Genomic DNA, 262 nt, shown 5'->3' on the forward strand with positions numbered 1-262 from the left:
CTCCAACACCGTGCTCAAGTACGGCGACCAGATGCCCAGCCTGCCGGTGCTCAGCTACGACAACTCGCGCCTGCTCCCGGAAAGCTACAGCGGCACCCTGATCACCTCCAAGGAGATCGAGGGCCTGGAGCTGAACGCCGGTCGCTTCACCGCGGAATCCCGCAAGAGCGCCGAAGGGCGCGACAGCGGCGGCCTGAAGAGCATCAACGTGTTCGGCGGCAAGTACGCCTTCACCGATCACTTCAACGCCTCGCTGTACGCT

1 protein-coding gene is annotated in these 262 nt (G+C 64.1%); it reads left to right on the forward strand.

Going from position 1 to position 262, the window contains the following annotated elements:
- The coding region (locus ACLJNW_RS25945; protein ID WP_410961473.1) for an OprD family outer membrane porin at positions 1–262 on the forward strand (262 nt) is incomplete at both ends.

Source organism: Salmonella sp. SAL4457 (assembly GCF_046548235.1).
GTDB lineage: Bacteria > Pseudomonadota > Gammaproteobacteria > Enterobacterales > Enterobacteriaceae > Salmonella > Salmonella enterica.